The organism is Hydrogenophaga sp. L310 (assembly GCF_055703065.1).
On record NZ_JBVPZA010000010.1, the window covers coordinates 21,051 to 36,263 of the forward strand.

Here is a 15,213-nt window from a genome sequence, read left to right on the forward strand (position 1 = left end):
TTCGCTCCGGTAGGTAAAGGAGGAGCCCGAAGGGCGGGGGACACGGACGGAGCGGAGTGCCACGCCGTCCTGAGTCCCGAAGCAACCGTGGAACGAAGTGCCTTCATGGGTTCTTGATCTCAGCGCCGGCACGGAGGTAGAACCACCAGTTCAGCACCAGGCAAACCGCGTAGAAGATCGCGAAGCCGTACATCGCGAACTGCGGCGTGCCGGCCTTGATCTGGGCGCCGATCACCACCGGGGCGATGAAGGCACCGTAGGCGGCAACGGCCGAGGTCCAGCCCAGCACGGGGCCGGCCTGCTGGCGGTCGAAGATGACGCCGATGGTGCGGAAGGTCGAGCCGTTGCCGATGCCGCTGGCGAAGAACAGCACGATGAACAGGCCAATGAAGGCGGGGAAGTACTGCTCGGGCGTGGCCGAGCCGTAGGCCATCATCATCACGTAGCCCACCGCGCCGGACGCCAGCACCATCACGGCCGAGATGACCTGGGTGACGATGGAACCACCGACCTTGTCGGAGATCCAGCCGCCGAGCGGGCGCACCGCGGCACCGACGAAGGGGCCGATCCAGGCGTAGGTGAGGGCCGAGGGGGCGTTCGGGTTTTTCAGCGTGTGCGTCATGACACCGGCCGCATCGGCCACGTGCTGGAAGCCGAAGATCACCGTGATGGCGAGCGGCAGCACCATCGAGAAGCCGATGAAGGAACCGAAGGTGACGATGTAGAGCGCGGTGAGCGACCAGGTGTGTTTGTTGCGGAAGATCGCGAACTGCTTGCTCACGCCCTCCTTCATGGGGCCGAAGGCCGCGAGCTTCATCATCAGCAGCGCGAGGATGATGTCCAGCGGGATCGCCACCCACATGTTCAGGATGCCCAGGCCGGTGGGCGCTGGCAGGTACAGCCAGAGCATGAAGATGGCCGGGATGAAGGCCAGGGTGTAGAGGTAGGTGACCTTGGCGAACGCGGCGATCGGGTTGCCTGCATCGGGCGACACCGTCTTCAGGTTGTTCATGCCGAACCAGGCCAGGATCGACAGGGGAATCAGCGAGATCACCCAGGCAAAGCCGGCGTTCTGGATCCAGGTGGGCGTGCCGGCGGCGATCTTGCCGAAGATCCAGCCGCTGTCTTTCACCAGCGTCATGGACTCACCGCCGAGGGCGCCCAGCAGCGGCACCGTCATCACCAGCGGGATCACGATCTGCATCGTCGTCACGCCGAAGTTGCCCAGGCCGGCGTTCAGGCCCAGCGCCGTGCCCTGCAGCCGCTTGGGGAAGAAGGTGCTGATGTTGGACATGGAGGACGCAAAGTTGCCACCGCCCACGCCCGACCACAGCGCCAGCAGCTGGAACACCCACAGCGGCCACTCGGGGTGCTGCAGCGCCACGCCGGTGCCGATGGCCGGGGCCAGCAGCATGGCGGTGGTGAGGAAGATGGTGTTGCGGCCACCGGCCAGGCGCACCAGGAAGGACGCCGGGATGCGCATGGTGGCGCCGGCGATGCCCGAGATGGCGGTCAGCGTGAAGAGCTCGGCCTGGGTGAAGGGGAAGCCCAGGTTGAGCATCTGCACCGTGATGATGCCCCACATGCCCCAGACCGCGAAGCCGCAGAGCAGCGCGGGCACCGAGATCCAGAGGTTGCGGTAGGCGATTTTTTTGCCTCTGGTTTCCCAGAAACGCTCGTCCTCGGGCCGCCAGTCGGCGATGTCGGCCCCGTGGTCGCCGGCAGCGGCGCCCGAGGCAGACAGGTTGGCTTTGGTGTTCATGGTGGTGTGTGCCGACCGCGGGGGTCAGTTCTGAAGGGAAAAGGATTTGGCGTCGGCGCCCATGACCTGGGTCTTGCGCACTTCGGTCCAGTACATCCAGATCAGCGAGACCCAGACCACGCCGTACATCAGCATGAAGGCGCTGGAGCGGATGCCGGTCAGGTCCATCAGCGCGCCGAACATGATGGGCAACACGAAGCCGCCCATGCCGCCGGCCAGGCCGACGATGCCGCTGATGGCGCCGATGTTTTTCGGGTAGTCGTCGCTGATGTACTTGAAGACGCTGGCCTTGCCGAAGGCCCAGGAAATGCCCAGGATGAACATCAGGCCGGTGAACATGTAGACATTGAGGCCGATGTGGAAGGTCTTGGGTCCGTCCACGGTCGTGACGGTGAAGTCGGTCTGCGGGTAGGACAACAGGAACAGGCAGATCCAGCTCACCCACATCACCCACCAGGTGACCTTGTGGGCACCGAACTTGTCCGACAGGATGCCGCCGATGGCGCGCAGCACGCCGCCGGGCAGCGAGAACGCCGCGGCCAGCAGGGCGGCGACGCGGATGTCGAGGCCGAACTCGCCGACGTAGTACTGCACCATCCACAGGCTCAGCGCCACGTAGCCACCGAACACGATGCTGTAGTACTGGCAGTACTTGATGACCTTGGGGTCCTTCAGCGACTTGAGCTGGTCCTTGAAGGTCACGTTGCTCGGCACCAGGTGCGCCGGGTCGCTGTGGCTGAAGAGCCAGAACAGGATCACCGTGCCCAGCATGATGGCCGCGTAGACCTGCGGCACCATGGTCCAGCCGAAGGCGACCAGCAGCACCGGCGCGACGAACTTGTTGACCGCAGCGCCCGAGTTGCCGGCGCCGTACACGCCCATGGCCATGCCCTGGCGGTTTTTCGGAAACCAGCGCGCCACATAGGGCGTGCCGACCGAGAACGAGCCGCCGGCCAGGCCGACGAAGAGGCCGATGGTGAGGAAGTGCCAGTAGGCGGTGGCGTAGCTCATCATCCAGATCGCCGGCACGGTGAGCGCCATCAGGATGGTCATCACGATGCGGCCGCCGTAACGGTCGGTCCAGATGCCCAGCGGCACGCGCACCAGCGAGCCGGTGAGCACCGGCGTGGCCATCAGCAGGCCGAACTGCGTGGAATTGAGGTCGAGCGCTTTCTTGATCGGGATGCCGATGACGCCAAACATCATCCACACCATGAAGCAGACGGTGAAAGCCAGCGTGCTGACGATCAGCACCGACCAGGCTTTCCGTTGATTGCGAAGTTCAGAGGCCATGTTCTTTCTCCTGAGGCATGACAGGAATGTCCGCTTTTCGCGCCCCGCCGAATATCCACCGATGGTGGCGCGAGCACAAGACAGAAGAACGATGGCCCGATGACCGGCATCGTCCGGAAGAACTACCCCGGGGCCGGAATCACCCGCGCTTGATGTGGATCAAGCGGATTTCAGGCCAGACCCCGGCTGGTCGCATAGACCGCAGCCTGTACCCGCGAACTCAGGCCCAGCTTGCGCAGGATGTGCTGCACGTGGATCTTCACCGTGGTTTCGGCAATGTCGAGCGAGCGAGCGATCAGCTTGTTGCTGTCGCCACGCGCGATCAGCAGCAGGATTTCGCGCTCGCGCGGCGAGAGCAGGTCGGGCGAGGGGCCGTCGGACCGGGGTGGCTCCAGCGGTGCCGGCGCGCTGCCGGCCGGGCGGGCGCGGAACACCGAAACCAGCTTGGTCAGCATCTGCGGGCTGATCACCGATTCGCCATCCAGCACCTTGACGATGGTCTCGCCCAGGTGATCGGATTCCACCGTCTTGAGCAGGTAACCGTCGGCACCGGCGCGCAAGGCGGCCGCGAGGTCGTCCTCGTTCTCGCTCACGGTGAGCATCAGGATGCGCGCCTGCGGTGCGGCGTCTTTCAACGCGGGTATCGCGTCCACGCCGCGCACACCAGGCAGGTGGTTGTCGAGCAGGATCACGTCGGGTTGGGGCGTCTGCGCCAGGCAGCGCAGGGCTTCGCCGATGTCACCCGCCTCACAGATCACCTGGAAGCGCTCGTCCTGCGACAGCAGGGCCCGCAGGCCGCGGCGAAACAGGTTGTGGTCGTCGACCAGCAGCAGCTGGATGCGGGGCGCGGGTGCATGGATCATGGGGCGGGCAGGGTCTCGGACAGTTCTTGCAGGTTCAGGCCCAGCGTGCCGATGCCAGGGGCGCTCACCGGGTACGGGGGCAGGATCAGGGTCACCGTGGTGCCCTGGCCGGGGCTGGACAGCAGTTCCACGCTGGCCCCGATGCGCTCGGCACGCTCGCGCATGATCTTCATGCCGACGTGGTTTTCGCTGCGCTGCTGCCGGGTGTCGAAGCCGGCGCCATTGTCGCGCACGACAAAGCGCCAGCGCGCGCCCTTGAACACGTCGAGGCTGACGTGGCTGGCGCCGGCGTGCTTGCGCACGTTGGACAGCGCTTCCTGCAGCACATGCAGCACCTGCACCTGCACGTCGGCCGGCAGCGGCAGGCCCTGCCCATCGAGCTGCAGGCGCGTGGGCAGACCGGTCTGGTGCTGGAACTTCTGCAGCGTTTCCTGCAGCGCGGCCTCGATGTCGTCGGTGTTGGTGCGGGTGCGGAAGTGCACCAGCAGCTCGCGCACGTCGTTGATGCTCTCCTTCAGGCCGGTATCGAGCTCGTCCAGCGTGGAACTCACCTGGTCGGGCTGCTGCTTCTGCAGCGCGCTGCGCAGCAGGCCGGCCTGGATCTTCAGGAACGCCAGCGACTGCGCGATCGAGTCGTGCAGCTCGCGCGCCAGCAGGGCGCGCTCCTCGCCCACCGCGGCCTCGCGCTCCAGCGCCGCGGCGCGCAGGCCTTCGAGCGCGCTGGCCAGGTGGCTGGCGAGCGCATCGAGCAGTTCGGTCTCGTCGGCGTTGATCTGCACATCGCTGCGAAAGAACAGGTCGATCTCGCCGATCAGGCGCTGCTGCAGGCGCACCGGCACGCTCACCAGGCTCTCGTAGCCCGCGCGCGCGCAGTGCCGCATGGGAGCGGCGTCGTGGCTGAGGATGGGAATGACCCGGGTGCGGGCGTCGGGCCTGAGGTTGCCGCAGGCGCAGGCACCGGCCAGCAGGCTGCGCTCTTCTTCCTGCATCTCCTGCGGGAAACAGTCGGAGGCCAGCATCAGGTAACGCTGGTTGGCTTCGTCGGACCAGCGCACCGCCACCGCGTCGGCCTTCATGACCTGGCGCACGCGCTGCGAGAAGCCGCGCGAGAGTTCCTCGATGGTGTTGGCCTGGGCCAGAAAGGCGCTCACTTCATAGAGCGCTTCCAGACGGGCGCGCTGCGCCTCGATGCGCTGCGTCTTGGCCTGCACCTTGGCCTCCAGCCCCTCGTAGAGCGACTGCAGGGTGCTGGCCATGCGGTTGAAGCCGGCGGCCACCTGGCCAAACTCGTCCTGCGTGTCAACGTCGATGCGGGTGCCGAATTCGCCCGCTTCCACCTGCGCCAGCACCCTGCGCAGATGGGCCAGCGGGTTGATCACATAGAGGTACCCGGTGTAGAGCATGATCACCGCCCCGCCAATGGCCAGCGCCATCATCACGAACTGGAACAGGTTCAGGATGGCGGTGTAGCCCGAGAGCTGCTTCTCGATCACCAGCACGAAGCGGTCGATGGCGTCGACAAACTCGCCCGCGGCCTGCAGCGAGCGCGCCGCATCGGGCGGCAGCTCACCCAGCCACAGCGGGCGCTGGTTCTGCCACAGCGCCTCGACAATGACGAACTGCTGGGCCACCTCGTCGTCCCAGGGCACGAACAGCGGACGGCTGGGGTCGCCGCTGCGCAGCAGGCCCAGGCTGCCATCGAACTGGGACACCAGGGCCTGGACCTCGCTGGCCGGCAGCTGGGCCGCCACCGCGCTGTTGAGGCGCCAGGTCTGCATGCGCATGCGGCCGGCTTCGTTCACTGCCGCGGCACCGCCTTCGAGCTGCCAGGTCACCCACAGCGTGAGCCCGATCGAAGCCAGCGCGATGACCAGCAGGCTGGCGCCGATGCGGATCAGCTTGATCGAGAGCGAGACGGTGGATGGCATGACCGTAGGTTAGCGGCTTTGCACCGACCCCGATACCAGCCCGTTGCGCACCCGGTGCCGGAGACCCCGGCACGGGCAGGGGTTTGCACGGCGCCAGATCGTCAAACTAATGTGCATCTAAAATGCATCTTTTCGTGCCATCGATGCCATGTCAAATACACGCGAACCGGCGGCCCAGCCGGTGTTCTTTCCCTTGCTGGACCAGCAGCAGAAGATCTACCCGCGCTCGGTGAGCGGGCGCTTTGCGCGCTGGCGCTGGGTGATGGTCTGGCTGACCCAGATCGTGTTCTATGGCCTGCCCTGGCTGCAATGGAATGGCCGCCAGGCGGTGCTGTTCAACCTGGAGGAGCGTCACTTCTATGTGTTCGGCCTGGTGCTGCAGCCGCAGGACTTCATCTACCTCGCCGCGCTGCTGGTGCTGTCGGCACTGGCGCTGTTTTTCGTCACCGCCATCGCCGGCCGCGTGTGGTGTGGCTACGCCTGTCCGCAGACCGTCTACACCGAGATTTTCCTCTGGGTCGAGCGGCACACCGAAGGCGACCGCAGCGCGCGCATGCGGCTGGACGCCCGGCCCTGGGGGCTGGAGAAGCTGCTGCGCAAGACCGGCAAGCAGGTGGCCTGGATCGCCATCGCGCTGTTCACCGGTTTCAGCTTCACCGGCTATTTCATTCCCATCCACAGCCTGGCCGAGCAGAGCCTGGCGCTGACGCTCACGCCCTGGGCCACGTTCTGGGTCTTCTTCTACGGCTTCGCCACCTACGGCAACGCCGGCTTCATGCGCGAGCAGGTGTGCAAATACATGTGCCCTTACGCGCGCTTCCAGAGCGCGCTGATCGACATGGATTCCATGGTCATCGCCTACGACACGAAGCGGGGCGAGAACCGTGGTGCGCGCTCGCGCAAGGCCGACCCCAAGGCGCTGGGTCTGGGCGACTGCGTCGACTGCACGCTGTGCGTGCAGGTGTGCCCGACCGGCATCGACATCCGAAACGGTTTGCAGAACGAATGCATCGCCTGCGCGGCCTGCATCGACGTCTGCGACGAGGTGATGGACAAGATGGGCTACGCGCCCGGCCTGATCCGCTACTCGTCGGGCAACGGTATCGAGCAGGGCTGGTCGGTTGCGCGCATGCTGCGGCGGGTCTGGCGCCCGCGCGTGCTGATCTACGCCGCGCTGCTGCTGGTGCTGGGCAGCGCCTTCGTCTGGAGCGTCGGGAACCGCAGCGACTACGGCGTGGCGCTCAGCCGCGACCGCGGCGCGCTGGCGCGCCAGACCGGCAACGGCGACGTGGAAAACACCTACCGGCTGCAGATCACCAACAGCCTGGAGCGACCGCGCGGCTACATCACCCGGGTCACCGGTCTGGAGGGCCTGCGCCTGGACACGGCTGCCGAACTGTCGGTGGGCGCCAACGGCACCGCCAGCATGCCGGTGCGCCTGGTGCTGCCGCTCGCATGGGCACAGCGCCACAGTGGCCAGACACTGCCGGTGGTGATCGAGGTCCTGCCGGTGGACGGTCCAACCGAGCCAGCGCTCACCGTGCGCACGACCTTCGTCGTGCCGCGTCACTGAGCGGCTCAGCTCCTGAAGGCAGGCAAGCCCGGTACCAGCTGGATGCGGGCAGCGGAATTCGCGCCGCCGACAGCCGGCATGGGCGCAATCAGGTCGGCCAGCGTCACCCCGTCGAGCACCGCGAGGTAGCTGTCCATCGCCTGCCGCAGCGCGCCCTTGAGGCGGCAATAGCCGTCGAGCCGGCAAGTGTTGTGCTCGCTGTCGAAACATTCAACCAGGGTGAAGTCTGTCTCGGTCTGGCGGATCACGTCGCCCAGCACGATCGCCTGCGCCGGCTTGAGCAGGCGCAGACCGCCGCCACGACCGCGCGTGGTCTCCAGCAGGCCCATGCTGGAGAGCGTCATCACGATCTTGGTCAGGTGGCTGCGCGAGATGCCATGGGCCTCGGCGATCTCGCTGATGGTGGCGGGCTTCACGCGTTGCGCGCAGGCGGCACAGTACATCAGCACCCGCAGGCTGTAGTCGCTCCAGTGGGTCAGTCGCATGCCGAGATCTCCTGGCGGCGGGGCATCGTTCTTCCGGATACCCCGTGTCGTTCTGAGGAAATATTCACCTCGTCTGAATTTTATCTTTTAATACATGCATTCACTGTGAATATTTAAGGAAGCCCCATGAACCACGCCGCCACCGTTGCCATCCCCACCACCGACCGCGCCCAGCAGGCCATTGGCCAGATCGCCGTCAACCTGCCGGGATCGACCGCGGTGTTCCGCCGCCTCAAGCTCGATTTCTGCTGCGGCGGCCAGGTGGCGCTGCAACAGGCCTGCGCCAGCAAGGGCCTGCCGCTGGACGCGGTGCTGGCCGAACTCGCGGAACTGGAGCGTCCGGACGAACTGCCCGCCACCGAATCGCCCGAGGCGCTGGTCGACCACATCCTCACGCGTTACCACGCGGTGCACCGCGAGCAACTGCCCGAGTTGATCCGCATGGCCCGTCGCGTGGAGGCCGTGCACCGCGAAAATCCGGATGTGCCGGTCGGACTGGCCGAATTGCTGGAGACCATGGAGGCCGAACTGCTGGGCCACATGGCGCTGGAAGAACAGGTGCTGTTCCCTTTGCTGCGAGCGGGTGGCCAGGGTGCAGACAGCGGGCCGATCCAGACCATGCGCGACGACCACACCGGCCACGGCGCGCAGCTCGAACGCCTGATGGCCCTCACCGACGACGCCAACCCGCCGCGCGGCGCGTGCAACACCTGGCGCGCCCTGTACGCCGGCATTGCGCAGCTGTCCGACGACCTGATCAACCACATCCACCTGGAAAACAACGTGCTGTTCCCGCAGTTCGAGGCCCAGGTGCAGACGGGCTGCGGATCGGCCTGTGGTTGCGCCTGACTTGCGCCAGATCAAGCCATGAGCCCCTTGACCCAGGTCAACGTCCGGGCCCCGGGCCGCTGATACCTTCGCGCCCGCCTGGCACCGGACTGTCCGCGGTGCCGCCTTCATGACCGTCCCTTCCATGGCCCTTGACCACACGCTAGAGAACCCCCACACCCTGGACCTGGTCTGCCCGGCCGGCAGCCTGCCCGCGCTCAAGGCCGCGGTGGACCACGGCGCCAACTGCGTCTACCTGGGCCTGCGCGACGCGACCAACGCGCGCAACTTCGCCGGCCTGAACTTCGACGACGCGGCCATCGCGACCGGCGTGGCCTATGCGCATGCGCGCGGCTGCCAGGTGTTCATGGCGCTCAACACCTACCCCCAGGCCGCGCAGCCGGAGCGCTGGCGCGAGGCGATGGACAAGGCGGTGAACCTGGGCGTGGACGCGGTGATCCTGGCCGACCCGGGCCTCATGCGCTACGCCACGCAGCGCCACCCGCAGCTGCGGCTGCACCTCTCGGTGCAGGGTTCGGCCACCAACCCCGAAGCGATCAACCTCTACCACCGCGAGTTCGGCATTTCGCGTGCCGTGCTGCCGCGCGTGCTCTCGCTCGATCAGGTTCGCCAGGTGGTGCAGAAGACGCCGGTGGAGATCGAGGTGTTCGGCTTCGGCAGCCTGTGCGTGATGGTCGAAGGGCGCTGCGCGCTCTCGTCCTACGTGACCGGCGAATCGCCCAACACGCACGGCGTGTGTTCACCCGCCAAGGCGGTGCGCTGGCAGGAAACCCCGAAGGGCCTGGAGTCGCGCCTGAACGGCGTGCTGATCGACCGCTACGCCACCGGCGAGAGCGCGGGTTACCCCACGCTGTGCAAGGGGCGTTTCGACGTCGAGGACGACACGAGCTACTACGCGATCGAAGAGCCCACCAGCCTCAACACGCTTTCGCTGCTGCCGCAGCTGCTGCAGATGGGCGTGCGCGCGATCAAGATCGAAGGCCGCCAGCGCAGCCCGGCCTACGTGGCCCAGGTCACGAAGGTCTGGCGCGAAGCCATCGACCACTGCGTTGCCCAGCCCCAGCACTACACGCCCAAAAGCGCCTGGATGGCCTCGCTCGACCAGGTCGCGGAAGGTCAGCAACACACCTTGGGCGCCTACCACCGTCCATGGAAGTGAACATGAAACTTTCTCTCGGACCCCTGCAGTACTACTGGCCGCGCCAGACCGTGTTCGACTTCTACGAGGCCATGGCCGCGACGGCGGTGGACATCGTTTACCTCGGCGAGGTCACCTGCTCGCGCCGCCACGAGCTGCGCCTGTCGGACTGGCTGGACGTGGCCGAGCTGATGCGCGCTGCGGGCAAGACCGCTGTGCTGTCCACCCAGGTGCTGATGGAGTCGGGCTCGGACGTGAGCGCGATGCAGAAGGTCGCGGCGAACACCGACTTCATGGTCGAGGCCAACGACATGGGTGCGGTGGGTGCACTGGCCGGTCAGCGCGGTTTCGTCGCCGGCCCGCACCTCAACATCTACAACGGCCCCTCGCTGCAATGGATGGCGTCGATGGGCGCCAAGCGCTGGGTCGCTCCGCTGGAGATGCCGCGCCAAGACCTGGCCCTGCTGCAACAGGCGCGTCCGGCCGGCCTGCAGACCGAGGTGTTCGTGCACGGCCGCCTGCCGCTCGCTTTCTCGGCCCGCTGCTTCACCGCGCGCCACCGCAACCTGCCCAAGGACGACTGCCGCTTCAGCTGCATTCACCACCCCGACGGCCTGATGCTCAAGACGCGCGAGCAGGCCGAGTTCCTGGTGCTCAACGGCATCCAGACCCAGTCGGCGCGGGTGCACAGCCTGATCGATGCCTGGGACGATCTGTGCACCCTCGGCGTGGACGTGGCGCGCATCAGCCCGCAGTCCTTGCACACGGCGGAGGTGATCGGCCTGTACGACGCGGTGCGCCGCGAAGCGCTGAATGGCCCGGCGGCACGCGCTGCCCTGCTGCCTCTGCTGCCCGACCGCGACTGCAACGGCTACTGGCACGGCCAGCCCGGGCAGGAACGCATCGAACCCGCCCTCGCCTGAAAGCCCCCATGCACACGACCACCACCGCCCGTCCCGACACCCACCACGTGCTGCCCGCTCCGGTGGGCGCCCTGCTCGGGCGCCTGCCGGCCTACCCCGGCTCGATGCTGCTGGTCACCGCGCTCAACCTCGTGCTCGCGCGCCAGCTGCCGGCCGACGTGCGCCAGCGCCTGGAGGGCCAGCGCATCCGCATCCTGGTGCGCGACGCCGGCCTGCGCTTCGACTTCGTCTGGCGCGGCACGCTGTTCCGCGCCTGCCCGCCGCAGCCCGAAACCGAGCTGACCCTGAGCGCCAACGCGCACGACTTCGTGCGCCTGGCCCGGCGCCAGGACGACCCCGACACGCTGTTCTTCAACCGCCGCCTTTCGATGGAGGGCGACACCGAGCTCGGCCTCGTGGTCAAGAACGCGCTCGACGCTCTGGAATTGCCGGTGTTCGATGCGCAGCACTGGGCGCCGCCGCGCGTGTGGGAGCGCCTGCGCGCACGCCTGTCCAGCCCAGCCGCCGGCTCGCGCCCCTGGCAGCGATGAGCACGCCAGCGAGCCGCACTGCCGCAGCCCGCCCGCTGGTCTACGCCTGCTCGGGCTGCTCCAGTGCCGCGCAGCTGGCCAACCACGTGGCCGTGCGCCTGGACCGCGCCGGTCTGGCCGAGATGTCGTGCATCGCCGGCGTCGGCGGCGACGTGCCCTCGCTGCTGAAAACCGCGCGCTCGGGCCGCCCCATCGTGGCGCTCGATGGCTGCCCGCTGGTGTGCGTGAAGAGCAGCCTGGCGCGCCACGGCATCGTCCCCGACCAGCACCACCAGCTGCAGACCTATGGCGTGCGCAAGCGCCAGCACGAAGACTTCGACCCGGAGCAGGCCCAGCAGGTGCTGGCGCAGGTGAGCGCCGGTCTGCACCAGCTCGCCGCGACCGAACCGACGGCTGCAACGGCGACGGAACCCGAACCAGAGGCCCTGCATGACTGAGGCCCCTTCCGCCCAGCGGCGCCTGCTGGTGGCCATCACCGGCGCCAGCGGCGCGGTGTACGGCCTGCGCCTGCTGCAGGTGCTGGGCGCGATGTCCGGTGTGCAGGTGCACGCGGTCGTGTCCGACGCCGGCTGGCTCACGCTGCGCCACGAACTGAAGCTCGCGCATGACGCGCTGCGCCCGCTGGTGCACACGCTGCACGACGCGGCCCACCTCGGCGCCGCGCCGGCCAGCGGCTCGTTCCGCTGCGACGGCATGGTCATCGCGCCCTGCTCCATGCGCACGCTCGCGGCCATCGCCCACGGCCTGTCGGACAACCTGGTCACCCGCGCGGCCGACGTGATGCTCAAGGAACGCCGCCGGCTCGTGCTGATGACGCGCGAGACCCCGCTGCACCTGGGCCACCTGCGCAACATGACCACGGTCACCGAGATGGGCGCCATCGTCTGCCCACCCATGCCCGCCTTCTACCTGCGGCCCAAAACGCTCGACGACATCGTGGACGCCAGCGTGGCGCGCGTGCTCGACCTGCTGGACGTGCCGCACGCGCTGAGCCAACGCTGGCAGGGCATGGACATCGCGCCCGCATGACTTACAAGGACCTGCGCGAGTTCATCGCGCAACTGGAAACCGCGGGCGAACTGCGGCGCGTGAGCCAGCCGGTCTCCCCGCACCTGGAGATGACCGCGCTGTGCGACCGCGTCCTGCGCGCCAGCGGCCCGGCCCTGCTGTTCGAGCGACCCACCGGCCACAGCATGCCGGTGCTGGGCAACCTGTTTGGCACCACCAACCGCGTGGCGCGCGCCATGGGCGTGGACAGTCTGGCCGATCTGCGCCAGTTCGGCGAGGTGCTCGCCGCGCTCAAGGAGCCCCAGGCGCCGGGCGGGCTGAAAGACATGGTGGCCCTGGGCGGTCTGCTCAAGAAACTCTGGCACATGACGCCGCAGGAGCACGCGTCGGCGCCCTGCCAGGACGTCGTGTGGGAGGGCGCCGACGTGGACCTCGCGCGCCTGCCGATCCAGCACTGCTGGCCCGACGACGTGGCCCCGCTCATCACCTGGGGCCTGGTGATCACACAGGGCCCGCACAAGCCGCGCCAGAACCTGGGCATCTACCGCCAGCAGGTGCTCTCGCGCAACCAGCTCATCATGCGCTGGCTGGCGCACCGCGGCGGCGCGCTCGACTTCCGCGACCACGGCCGGCTGCACCCCGGCCAGCCCTACCCCGTGGCGGTGGCGCTGGGTGCCGATCCGGCCACCATCCTGGGCGCGGTCACGCCGGTGCCCGACAGCCTGAGTGAGTACCAGTTCGCCGGCCTGCTGCGCGGTGCGCGCACCGGGGTCGTGCGCGCCCTGGGCGTGCCGCTGCGCGTGCCGGCCTCGGCCGAGATCGTGCTCGAAGGCCACATTCACCCGGACCCTTTGCACCCGAGCGGCTTCCAGCACGCGCTCGAAGGCCCCTACGGCGACCACACCGGCTACTACAACGAACGCGCCGAGTTTCCGGTGTTCACGGTCGAGCGCATCACGCTGCGACGCGACGCCATCTACCACTCCACCTACACCGGCAAGCCGCCCGACGAACCCGCCGTGCTGGCGCTGGCGATGAACGAGCTGTTCATCCCGCTGCTGCAGCGCCAGTTCCCCGAGATCACCGACTTCCACCTGCCTTCCGAGGCCTGCAGCTACCGCATGGCGGTGGTGCAGATCCGCAAGGCCTACGCCGGCCACGCGCGGCGCGTGATGATGGGCGTGTGGAGCCACCTGCGCCAGTTCATGTACACCAAGTTCGTCGTGGTGGTGGACGAGGACATCGACGTGCGCAACTGGGGCGAAGTCATCTGGGCCATGAGCACACGCATGGACCCGGCGCGCGACAGTTTCACCATCGAGCACACACCCATCGACTACCTCGACTTCGCCTCGCCCGTGAGCGGTCTGGGCAGCAAGATGGGACTGGACGCGACCAACAAATGGCCCGGTGAAACACAGCGCGAATGGGGCCGCGTGATGCGCATGGACCCGGCGGTGACGGCCCGCATGGACCAGCTGGGTGAACAGCTGGGGCTGTGACAACGCTGTCGCCCACGCGCTGACAGGCGCGCAACCCCTGCCCACAATCGCCCCATGGACTTTCAGCACAGCCCCCGGGCGCAGATGCTCCAGCAGCAACTGGAGACTTTCATGCAACGCTATGTGCTGCCGCACAACGCGGCCTGGCACCAGGCGGTGCAGCAGGGGGACTACCCGCCACCCTTCCTCGAAGACCTGAAGACCCTGGCACGCGAAGAAGGGCTGTGGAACCTGTTCCTGCCCGGGCTGCGCGAAGACGAACCGGGCACCCGGCTGGACAACCTCGACTACGCGCCGCTGGCCGAGGCCATGGGCAAACTGCACTGGGCGGCCGAGGTGTTCAACTGCAGCGCACCCGACACCGGCAACATGGAGCTGCTGCACCGATTCGCCACGCCGGCGCAGCGCACGCAGTGGCTCACGCCGCTGCTCAATGGAACGATCCGATCCGCCTTCGCCATGTCCGAGCCCGACGTGGCCTCGTCCGACCCGACCAACCTGCAAACGACGGTGCGGCGCGAGGGCGATGGCCTCGTGCTCAACGGCCGCAAATGGTTCATCACCGGCGTCGCCCACCCCAACTGCAAGCTGCTGATCGTGATGGCGCGCAACGCAGCCGACGACAGCGGTGCACCGGACATCAAGCACCACCAGCACAGCATGCTGCTGGTGCCGCTGGACACGCCGGGTATTGAGGTGGTGCGCAACATCAGCGTGGTGCACCACCACGCGCCCGAAGGGCATTGCGAAATCGTCTTTCGCCACGTGCGCGTGCCGGCCGACCACCTGCTCGGTGGCTGGGGCGAAGGCTTTGCGATGGCGCAGGCGCGGCTGGGGCCGGGCCGCGTGCACCACTGCATGCGCACCATCGGCCAATGCGAGCTGGCGCTGGCGCTCGCCACCGAACGCGCGCTGGAGCGCCAGACCTTCGGCAAATACCTGGCGGACTACGCCAACGTGCAGGAGTGGATCGCGCTGTCGCGCATCGAGATCGACCAGGCGCGCCTGCTGGTGCTGCGCTGCGCCTGGCTACTTGACCACCCCGACCGTGCCGAACCCGCCGCCGTGCGCGCGCAGGTGGCCGCGATCAAGGTGGTGGCCGCGGGCCTGCAGACCCGCGTGGTGGACCGCGCGATGCAGATCTTCGGCGCCATGGGCCTGTCACCCGACACGCCGCTGGCGCAGTTCTGGACCTGGGGCCGCGCACTGCACCTGCTCGACGGCCCCGACGAGGTGCACCTGCGCAGCGTGGCGCGGCACGAGCTGGAGCGGGCCCGCGTGCGCATGGGCGCGTCTTCGGCCTACTTCACGACGCCCGAGCAGATGCGCACGCCGCCACACCTGTCGGCCTGAAGGGCC

The 15,213-nt window shown here is 67.8% G+C and carries 14 protein-coding genes; 9 read left to right on the forward strand and 5 right to left on the reverse strand.

Translation table 11 applies throughout. From position 1 onward, the window contains the following. Positions 1–103: 103 nt before the first annotated feature. The 4 genes from AC0GNO_RS16455 to AC0GNO_RS16470 form a co-directional block, all read right to left on the reverse strand. On the reverse strand, positions 104–1,762 hold the full coding sequence (locus tag AC0GNO_RS16455; RefSeq protein ID WP_472904724.1) for an MFS transporter: 1,659 nt from the start codon (positions 1,760–1,762) through the stop codon (positions 104–106). A 24-nt stretch (positions 1,763–1,786) separates the two neighbouring features. Continuing rightward, on the reverse strand, positions 1,787–3,055 hold the full coding sequence (locus AC0GNO_RS16460; RefSeq protein ID WP_472904725.1) for an MFS transporter: 1,269 nt from the start codon (positions 3,053–3,055) through the stop codon (positions 1,787–1,789). Positions 3,056–3,225: 170 nt separating this feature from the next. After that, positions 3,226–3,918, reverse strand: coding sequence for a response regulator (locus AC0GNO_RS16465; protein WP_472904726.1), 693 nt, complete (start codon positions 3,916–3,918; stop codon positions 3,226–3,228). Further along, complete coding sequence (locus AC0GNO_RS16470) at positions 3,915–5,846, reverse strand: type IV pili methyl-accepting chemotaxis transducer N-terminal domain-containing protein (RefSeq protein ID WP_472904727.1); 1,932 nt, start codon at positions 5,844–5,846, stop codon at positions 3,915–3,917. Before AC0GNO_RS16470 ends, AC0GNO_RS16465 begins: the two co-directional genes overlap by 4 nt. A 148-nt stretch (positions 5,847–5,994) precedes the next feature. On the opposite strand from AC0GNO_RS16470, the gene ccoG reads away from it, so the two are divergent. Beyond that, positions 5,995–7,419 (forward strand): cytochrome c oxidase accessory protein CcoG, encoded by a 1,425-nt coding sequence (gene ccoG / locus AC0GNO_RS16475; protein ID WP_472904728.1) that lies wholly within the window; start codon positions 5,995–5,997, stop codon positions 7,417–7,419. Between the two features lie 5 nt (positions 7,420–7,424). Here ccoG and AC0GNO_RS16480 read toward each other — a convergent pair whose 3' ends face one another. Next, positions 7,425–7,904, reverse strand: coding sequence for an Rrf2 family transcriptional regulator (locus AC0GNO_RS16480; RefSeq protein ID WP_472904729.1), 480 nt, complete (start codon positions 7,902–7,904; stop codon positions 7,425–7,427). Between the two features lie 126 nt (positions 7,905–8,030). On the opposite strand from AC0GNO_RS16480, the gene ytfE reads away from it, so the two are divergent. The 8 genes from ytfE to AC0GNO_RS16520 all read left to right on the forward strand — a co-directional run bounded on the left by ytfE (position 8,031) and on the right by AC0GNO_RS16520 (position 15,207). Further along, positions 8,031–8,753 carry an iron-sulfur cluster repair protein YtfE gene (ytfE, locus tag AC0GNO_RS16485; protein WP_472904730.1) on the forward strand — a complete coding sequence of 241 codons (723 nt, stop codon included), beginning with the start codon at positions 8,031–8,033 and terminating at the stop codon, positions 8,751–8,753. A 109-nt stretch (positions 8,754–8,862) separates the two neighbouring features. Then, on the forward strand, positions 8,863–9,912 hold the full coding sequence (ubiU, locus tag AC0GNO_RS16490) for a ubiquinone anaerobic biosynthesis protein UbiU (protein WP_472904731.1): 1,050 nt from the start codon (positions 8,863–8,865) through the stop codon (positions 9,910–9,912). Positions 9,913–9,914: 2 nt separating this feature from the next. After that, positions 9,915–10,814, forward strand: coding sequence for a ubiquinone anaerobic biosynthesis protein UbiV (ubiV, locus tag AC0GNO_RS16495; RefSeq protein WP_472904732.1), 900 nt, complete (start codon positions 9,915–9,917; stop codon positions 10,812–10,814). 8 nt (positions 10,815–10,822) lie between these two features. Then, positions 10,823–11,344 carry a ubiquinone anaerobic biosynthesis accessory factor UbiT gene (gene ubiT / locus AC0GNO_RS16500; RefSeq protein WP_472904733.1) on the forward strand — a complete coding sequence of 174 codons (522 nt, stop codon included), beginning with the start codon at positions 10,823–10,825 and terminating at the stop codon, positions 11,342–11,344. After that, positions 11,341–11,781: a putative zinc-binding protein gene (locus AC0GNO_RS16505; protein WP_472904734.1), complete on the forward strand. Its 441-nt coding sequence runs from the start codon at positions 11,341–11,343 to the stop codon at positions 11,779–11,781. Before ubiT ends, AC0GNO_RS16505 begins: the two co-directional genes overlap by 4 nt. After that, a complete protein-coding gene (locus AC0GNO_RS16510; protein WP_472904735.1) occupies positions 11,774–12,373 on the forward strand; it encodes a UbiX family flavin prenyltransferase in 600 nt (199 codons plus the stop codon). The genes AC0GNO_RS16505 and AC0GNO_RS16510 overlap by 8 nt, the downstream gene beginning before the upstream one ends. Then, positions 12,370–13,854 carry a 4-hydroxy-3-polyprenylbenzoate decarboxylase gene (ubiD, locus tag AC0GNO_RS16515; protein ID WP_472904736.1) on the forward strand — a complete coding sequence of 495 codons (1,485 nt, stop codon included), beginning with the start codon at positions 12,370–12,372 and terminating at the stop codon, positions 13,852–13,854. The genes AC0GNO_RS16510 and ubiD overlap by 4 nt, the downstream gene beginning before the upstream one ends. A gap of 54 nt (positions 13,855–13,908) precedes the next feature. Continuing rightward, positions 13,909–15,207 (forward strand): acyl-CoA dehydrogenase family protein, encoded by a 1,299-nt coding sequence (locus AC0GNO_RS16520; RefSeq protein ID WP_472904737.1) that lies wholly within the window; start codon positions 13,909–13,911, stop codon positions 15,205–15,207. Positions 15,208–15,213 lie beyond the last annotated feature (6 nt).